Consider the following 7,497-nt stretch of genomic DNA (forward strand, 5'->3'; position numbering starts at 1 on the left):
AGATGCAAACCAAATGGAAGAACCGTCTCGTCAATCTGCTGTCGGTCGTGGCGCTGGCCGCCGGGCTGGGTGTGTGGATCGCATTGCCCTGGATCGGCGTGCTGGTCATCGCAGCGTTGCTGGCGGTGTGGCTGCTGGCCACACGCAGCGGCCGGCTGTCACTGGCCGCCGCACGCATCGGCATCGCCACGCTGCCGCAACGCTGGGGTGCCAGCTCGGTGATCGTGGTCGGCATCGCCGGTGTGGTCGGCGTGCTGGTGGCGATGCTGGCGATGGGCCAGGGCTTCCAGGCCACGCTCAACAGCACCGGCGACGACACCACCGCCATTGTGTTGCGCGGCGGCTCCCAGGCCGAGACCAACTCGGTGATCACGCGCGAGCTGGTGCCGCTGGTCAGCAGCCTGCCCGGCATCGCCGCCGATGCCAGGGGCCGCCCGCTGCTGTCGCCGGAGCTCTCGCAAGTGGTCAACATCGCCTCCAAGTCCGATGGCACCGACGTCAACGCGCAGGTGCGTGGCGTGGGCGAACAGGCCTGGGCGGTGCACGCCAAGGTCAGGCTGGTGCAGGGCCGGCGCTTCACCACCGGCCTGCGCGAGATCGTGGTCGGCAAGGGCGCGTTGAATCAGTTCCGTGGCTTGGAGCTGGGCAGGACGCTCACCCTCGGCAGCCAGCAATGGACCGTGGTCGGCGTGTTCGCCTCCGGCGATGCGCACGATTCGGAGCTATGGACCGACGCGCAGACGCTGGCCACCACCTATAACCGCAGCGCCTATCAGTCGATCAGCGTACGCACCACCGGCAAGGCCGGTTTCAGCCAGTTCAAGACCGCCATGGCGGCCGACCCGCGGCTCAAACTGGATGTGGAAACCACCCGCGCCTACTACGGCAAACAGGGCGGCGGCTTGAACAGGTTGATCAGCATCCTGGGCACGGTGATCGGCGCGATCATGGCGGTGGGCGCGGTGTTCGGCGCGCTCAACACCATGTATGCGGCGGTGGCCACGCGCGCGCGCGAGATCGCCACGATGCGGGCGATCGGTTTTCGCGGCACGCCGGTGATCATGGCGCTGATGCTGGAGACCATGCTGCTGGCGCTGCTGGGCGGCTTGCTTGGTGGCCTGATCGCCTGGGCGATCTTCAATGGCTACAGCGTGTCCACGCTGGGCAGCAACTTCAGCCAGATCGTGTTCCAGTTCAAGGTCTCGCCGGAGCTGTTGTGGAGCGGGCTGAAATGGGCGCTGGGCATTGGCCTGGTCGGCGGGCTGTTTCCGGCCTTGCGCGCGGCGCGCTTGCCGATCACGACGGCCTTGCGTGAGGTTTAGGGCGGGCTGTTGGCCCGCCGGGAATGGGGAATCGGGAGTGGGGAATGGTGACAGCCAAGGCAGAGGGAGTGCGGGTGCAGTGGCTGAATGCAATGCGGGCTGTCATCGTTTTGTCACCACAGTGCGGTAGATGCGCGGGCGGGCAGGCCGTAGCCTGCTCGGCCGTTGCATCCATCGATCTTCGCCATGACGCGCCTGATTTTGCTGGCCTGCGCCTGCCTGTGGCTGGCCGGCTGTTCTTCGTCCTCCACCTCGCTCAGCGAGCGCCTGGTTGCGCCCGGTGGCACCTCGCCGTTGCTGGACGAGGAGCGCATCGCCGCCACCATCGCCACGGTGCCCAACCGCAGCGGGCATGTGGTCACGCGCGATCAGGTGCCGATCTTCTGGCGCGCGATCGACCCCGGCCAGTACGCCATGCAGTACCGCTATCTCGGCCAGCGCCACGATCCGGCGCATGCGCTGGATGTGGATTTCAGTTTCAAGGTGCCCACCGTAGCCCCGCCGACGCCGCGCGGCACCGTGGTGCTGTTGCATGGCTGGATGATGGATGGCGATTCGCTGCTGCCGTGGTCGCTGGAACTGGCGCAGGCCGGCTACCGGGTGATCACCATCGACCTGCGCAACCACGGCCATTCCGGTGGTGGTCCCTCCGGTTACGGCACGCGCGAATCCGACGACGTGATCGATGTGCTCGATGCGCTGCAGCCGCGCGGCGAGATCCGCGGCCCGCTGTACCTGTTCGGCATTTCCTATGGCGCCGCCACCGCGTTGTTCACCGCCGACAAGCTCGGGCCGCGCGTGACCGGCGTGGTGGCGATGGAATCCTTCGCCAACGCCGGGCGCGGCATTCGCGACATGGTGCCGCACCTACTCGCCAGCCAACCGAACGGCTGGCGTGGGCAGGCGGTGGCCGCGTATGCGCGCTGGCGCTATGCCGACCAGGATCTCGACGCGGTGATCGCCGCCGCCGACCGCCAGCTGCAGCTGGATCTGGACCACGTCGATGTCGCGCACGCCCTGGCCGACACCCGCAGCTGCGTGCTGCTGGTGCATGGCGATGCCGATCAGCACATCCCGGTGGCGCATGGACGTGCGCTGGCGCTGGCCAGCCCGCGCGCACACTACGTCGAGCTGCCCGGCGAAACCCATCTGAGCCTGCCGCTGCGACTGGATCTGCTGGGCGGGCCGATCGAGCAGTGGCTGGCGCAGACGCAACAGGATCCAAGCCACTGCCCCGCCCCGCAGGCACTGCCGACCTCCACGCTCGCGGTGGCGGCACCGGCATCGGCGCCGCGCGGCTGAGAGCGGCCGACAAACGTCGCGCGCGGTCCTCAGGTGGAAGCGGACTGCACGCTCCGACCGACGTGTACGAATGACATGCCGATGTCGAGCAGCGACTGTGCCTGCACGGCGCTGAGCGCAGTGCTCGTTGGTCGCCCTGCCTCCAGACGGAAAGCTGCGCAACGACAGCCTGCCGAAGCGTGCAACCGCACTGCTGCCCACCACGCAACGCAGTCGCTGCGCGATCACCCGGAGCGCGCACGACCGATGCTTAGGGAACCACCACAGCCGGCCGCCGCGACCGCCACACGCTATCGCCGACGAACAGCAGCAGCCCGACCCAGATCGCGGCAAATCCAATCGCGCGCGCCTGATCGAACGGCTCGTGGAAGAACCACACGCCCAGTAGCAACTGCAGGCTCGGCGCGATGTACTGCAGGATGCCTACCAGCGACAGCGGAATCCGCCGCACGCCATACGCAAACCCGATCAGCGGCACCGCGGTCAACACGCCGCCGAAGATCAGCAACAGATCGGTGCGCAGGTCCCAGCCGCTCAGGAAGGCGCCGCCGTGGCCCTGCTCGCCCCAGCCCGCCAGCAACAGTGCCGGCACGAACAGATACACGCTTTCCACCCCCAGCCCGGCCACCGGATCCACTGCCACCAGCTTGCGCAGCAGGCCGTAGGCACCGAACGAGAGCGCCAGCCCCAGCGCGATCCACGGCGGTGCACCGGCATCCAGGGTCAGCCACAGCACGCCCACCGCCGCGCATACCACCGCCACCCATTGAATGCGCTGCAGGCGTTCCTTCAGCACCAGCACGCCCAGCAACACGCTCAGCAGCGGATTGATGAAATAGCCCAGGCTGGCCTCGATCACATGCCCGGCGTTGATCGCCCAGATGTACAGGCCCCAGTTGAACGCGATCGCCACGCTGCTGCCGGCCAGCATCCACAGCGCGCGCGGCTGCGTGGCGACGGCGCGCCACCAGCGCAGGCCCGAGGTGGCCAGCAGCCACACCACCACCAGCAACGCGCTCCAGACGATGCGGTGCGCGATGATCTGCAGCGACGGCACCGCCTTGAGCAGATGCCAGTACAGCGGCACCAGGCCCCAGATCACGAAGGTCGATGCGGTGATCAGCAGTCCGCGACGTGCCTCGATCGGCGAAACCACCGTCATCGCCGCGCCTTGGCCAATGTCACCACCAGCACGCCGGACAGGATCACCGCCATCGCGCCGATATCGTGCGCACTGAAACGCTCATGCCCCAGCCAGGCGCCCAACGCCACTGCAATCACCGGGTTGACGTAGGCGTAGCTGCCGGCCAACGCCGGGCGCACGTGATGCAGCAGCCACACGTAGGCGGTGAACGCCACGATCGAGCCGAACACGCACAGGTAGGCCACGGCCAGCAGCCCCTGCGAGGTCGGCAGGCTCTGCGGGCGCTCGCCGATCAGCAGGCCGGTGCCGACCAGCAACACGCCGCCGCACAGCATCTGCCCGGCGGCGGTCATGAACGGCGAGGGCAGATCGCGCCCGCGCGACCACACCGAACCGAACGCCCAGCCGATCGGTGCGATCAGCAACAACACCAATCCGCCCGGCGTCGCGGTCAGGCTGCTGCCGGCGTTGAGCCAGACCACGCCCAGGAAGCCGATCACGATGCCCAGCCATTCGCCACGGCTGGCGTGCTGCCCACGCAAGGCGCCGAACAAGGCCATCCACAACGGCACCGATGCCACCGACGTGGCGGCCAGGCCGGACGAGACGCTGCGCTCGGCCAGCACCACCATGCCGTTGCCCAGCAGCAACAAGGCCGCGCCCATCGCCGCCACGTTCTTCCACTGCGCACGCGTCGGCGCGGCCACTCCGCGCCAACGCAGCACCGCATACAGCACCGTGCCGGCCACGATGAAACGCGTCCCGGACACCATGGTCAGCGGCAGCGCGCCGCCTTCCAGCGCAAAGCGGATCGCCAGATAGGTCGAGCCCCAGACCACATAGACCAGCAACAAAGCGACAACGACCAGGCCGCTGCGCGCAGGCGCAGCAGCATCGTGTGAAGAGGACATCGGAGATTGCCAAGTGCAGCGGAAGCTTCAATTCTAGATCACCTGCCCACGCCAACGTCGTACGCCCTCAAGCGCCGGCCGCGTTATGGTGCGCATGGATCCTCAGCTGGGAGTGCCTATGCAGCGTCACGTCACCTGGTTGACCTTGGCCGCCCTGACCGTGCTATCGGCCAATGCCTTGGCACGTGTGCCCGAACCCTGGGAACCGAGCGGGCGCAAACTGCTCGAGGCTGGGCTCGACGGTTCCTTGGCACCTGAGATCGCGCCAGAACAAGCCGAACTCAAGGTCATGCTCTCGGCAAACCGCGCCGGCGCTTACCTGCTCGGCGTCGCCAGCAGCAGCTACCGCACGCACTGGTGCATGCCGGCCGGCAAGCGTGGCACGCCGGATCTGCAGGCGATCATCAGCGATATCGGCGCGCTACCCGATGCACGCCTGGACGAAGCCGCACCCGCGTTGATCGTACAGGCGCTGGCCAAGCGCTATCCGTGCCGCAAATAGGCGGCGCGGTAGCCGGAAGCCGGCTCGACAAACCGGTACACAACGCCGGGATGCGGTGCACCGCGCGCATCGCCGGTCACGCAATGCCCGGGCTTCGAAAAACGCCGGGCGTTTGAACACCGCTGGCCTTACTTGCGCGCGGCATCGCTGCTGGCGCGGATCGCCTTGAACTCCGAACCATCCTGCCAGCTCGGCCACTGCCGGCCGTTGGCCAGCGCCACACCCACGTCGTAGACCAGGGTGGTGTCGGCCGCGTGGCCGCTGGCGTCCCATTGCGGGGTCCAGCGGTCGCAGGGCTGGTGATAGCACTCGGCAAAGTACTTGTCGCGCAGCGCCTTGCCGGCCGCCACGCCGCCTTCGAGCATATCCAGACCGGGGCCTGCGGTGATCGCCGGCACGCCCATGCGCGCAAAGGCGAAATGATCGGCGCGGTAGAAAAAGCCCGCTTCCAGATTCGGGTCCGGCGAATAGCTGCGACCGCGCGCCTTGGCGGCGGTTTCCAGGTCGCCTTCCAGCGACACCCGTCCGCGTCCCCACGAGGCGATATCGCGGGTGGGGCCGTCGGGGCTGAACATCTCCATGTTGAGTACCGCCACGGTCTTGTCCAGCGGCGCCAGCGGATGGGCTGCGTAATAGTTGGCGCCGAGCAGGCCCTTTTCTTCCGCCGTCAACGCGATGAAATACAGCGTGCGCTGCGGCTTGGGGCCGGCCGCGAACACGCGCGCCAGTTCCAGCACGCTGGCCACGCCGGTGGCGTTGTCCACCGCGCCACGACGCACCGTGTCGCCGCCGGCATCGGCCTTGCCCACGCCGAACGCATCCCAGTGCGCGGAGAAGATCACCGTCTCGTCCGGATGCTGGCTGCCGGTGAGCTTGGCCACCACGTTGTGCGTGACCACGCGCTCGCGCTTGAGCTTGAAGTCCACCGACAGCGTCGCATCGCCCAACGCCATCGGGGCGAAGTCACGCTGCTGCGCGCGCTGCTTGGCTTGCGCAAAATCCAGCCCGGCGCGCTGGAATAGCGACACCGCCAATGCCTGCTGCATCCAGCCACGCACCGGCACATGCTGCGCCCTTGCATCGGCATCGCTGCGTTCGATATCGAACAGCGGCGACAGACCCGAACTCTGCACCGTCGCCCAACCGTACGCGGCCGGCGCGGTCTCGTGCACGATCAACACGCCAGCGGCACCGCGACGCGCAGCCTCTTCGTACTTGTAGGTCCAGCGGCCGTAATAGGTCACCGCCTTGCCATCGAATGCGCCAGGCTGGCTGGATTCAAAGTCGGCATCGTTGATCAGCACCACTGCGATCTTGCCGCGCAGGTCGACGCCCTTGTAGTCGTCCCACTGCCGCTCCGGCGCGCTGATGCCGTAGCCAACGAACACCAGCGGTGCATCCTTCAAGCGCACCGCGGCCTGCGGACGCAGGCTCTGCAAGGTCACATCGCTGCCATTGACCAGCGGCTGGGTCTTGCCGCCGACACGCAGGCTGGCGCGCACCGGGCCATCGACCTGTGCACGTACCAACGGCACCGCCTGGGTCCAACCGCCCTGCTCGCCACCCGGCTGCAGGCCGCCGGCCTTGAACTGCTCGACCAGGTAATCGACCGTGCGCTGCTCGCCGGCACTGGCCGGTGCACGGCCCTCGAACTCATCCGATGCCAGCAGGCGCACGTGCCGCGAGAGCGCTTCGGCATCGATGCCGCCACCGGGCAGATCGTTGGCGGCCTGCGCCACGCCTCCCACGAACAGGCAGGCGGACAACAACAGGATGCGCATCGGATTCACGGCGTGGCCTTGCAACAGATAGATGACACACAGTTTACAAGCGCGCGCCCGCCACCGGGCAGCAGACACGCCTTGCATACGCAACCTGCAAATCTCTCGTCTGCCACCGCAGGCCAGGCAACACGCTTGCAACACGCTTTCAAGAAAGCAGCCTACAAACGGTCTGGTGCGGTGTCCACGCCGGTTGCGGGACCGTGTGGCGGCAGGGATGCCGCCACCGAGCCCCCAGGGACGGGGTCACGGCGTGTCCCGCAAGCGGCGAGGACACCGCGCACTCGACTCACCGGCTTTTTGATTCCAGTAGCCGGTCGCGATTGAACACAGCCACCGTTCCAGATCTCGAATGCTTGGTACGTTGTGTAGTGAGGGCTAGGAGTGCGGATGGATCAGCGGTAGAGCGGTCGATCTGGTGCTTGGCTGCAGGGCCCTTGTCCGCCCACCCTCGCGGGACACGCCGCAAGTACGTCCCTGTAGCAACTGTGTTGTTGGAGGGGGTTCTGACCGTTCTGGAAGCCGGGCACGGAGC

General features: G+C 67.4%; 6 protein-coding genes. 3 read left to right on the forward strand and 3 right to left on the reverse strand.

The window, feature by feature from the left end; genetic code table 11:
- Positions 1-2 precede the first annotated feature (2 nt).
- Positions 3-1,322, forward strand: a complete 1,320-nt coding sequence (locus LL972_RS10570) for an ABC transporter permease (RefSeq protein WP_429002139.1) — start codon at positions 3-5, stop codon at positions 1,320-1,322.
- A 186-nt stretch (positions 1,323-1,508) separates the two neighbouring features.
- On the forward strand, positions 1,509-2,624 hold the full coding sequence (locus LL972_RS10575; protein ID WP_228327564.1) for an alpha/beta fold hydrolase: 1,116 nt from the start codon (positions 1,509-1,511) through the stop codon (positions 2,622-2,624).
- Positions 2,625-2,874: 250 nt separating this feature from the next.
- Here LL972_RS10575 and rarD read toward each other — a convergent pair whose 3' ends face one another.
- Together rarD and yedA are read right to left on the reverse strand one after the other, a co-directional pair.
- Positions 2,875-3,786 (reverse strand): EamA family transporter RarD, encoded by a 912-nt coding sequence (rarD, locus tag LL972_RS10580; protein WP_228327565.1) that lies wholly within the window; start codon positions 3,784-3,786, stop codon positions 2,875-2,877.
- Positions 3,783-4,679, reverse strand: a complete 897-nt coding sequence (gene yedA / locus LL972_RS10585; RefSeq protein ID WP_228327566.1) for a drug/metabolite exporter YedA — start codon at positions 4,677-4,679, stop codon at positions 3,783-3,785. Before yedA ends, rarD begins: the two co-directional genes overlap by 4 nt.
- Positions 4,680-4,797: 118 nt before the next feature.
- Between yedA and LL972_RS10590 the strand changes: the two genes are divergently transcribed.
- A complete protein-coding gene (locus LL972_RS10590; protein WP_228327567.1) occupies positions 4,798-5,181 on the forward strand; it encodes a Rap1a/Tai family immunity protein in 384 nt (127 codons plus the stop codon).
- Between the two features lie 128 nt (positions 5,182-5,309).
- Here the strand turns inward: LL972_RS10590 and LL972_RS10595 are convergent, their stop codons facing one another.
- Positions 5,310-6,962 (reverse strand): M28 family metallopeptidase, encoded by a 1,653-nt coding sequence (locus LL972_RS10595; protein ID WP_429002140.1) that lies wholly within the window; start codon positions 6,960-6,962, stop codon positions 5,310-5,312.
- Positions 6,963-7,497: the final 535 nt, after the last annotated feature.

It is taken from the genome of Xanthomonas campestris pv. asclepiadis (assembly GCF_020784175.1).
Taxonomy (GTDB): domain Bacteria; phylum Pseudomonadota; class Gammaproteobacteria; order Xanthomonadales; family Xanthomonadaceae; genus Xanthomonas; species Xanthomonas campestris_D.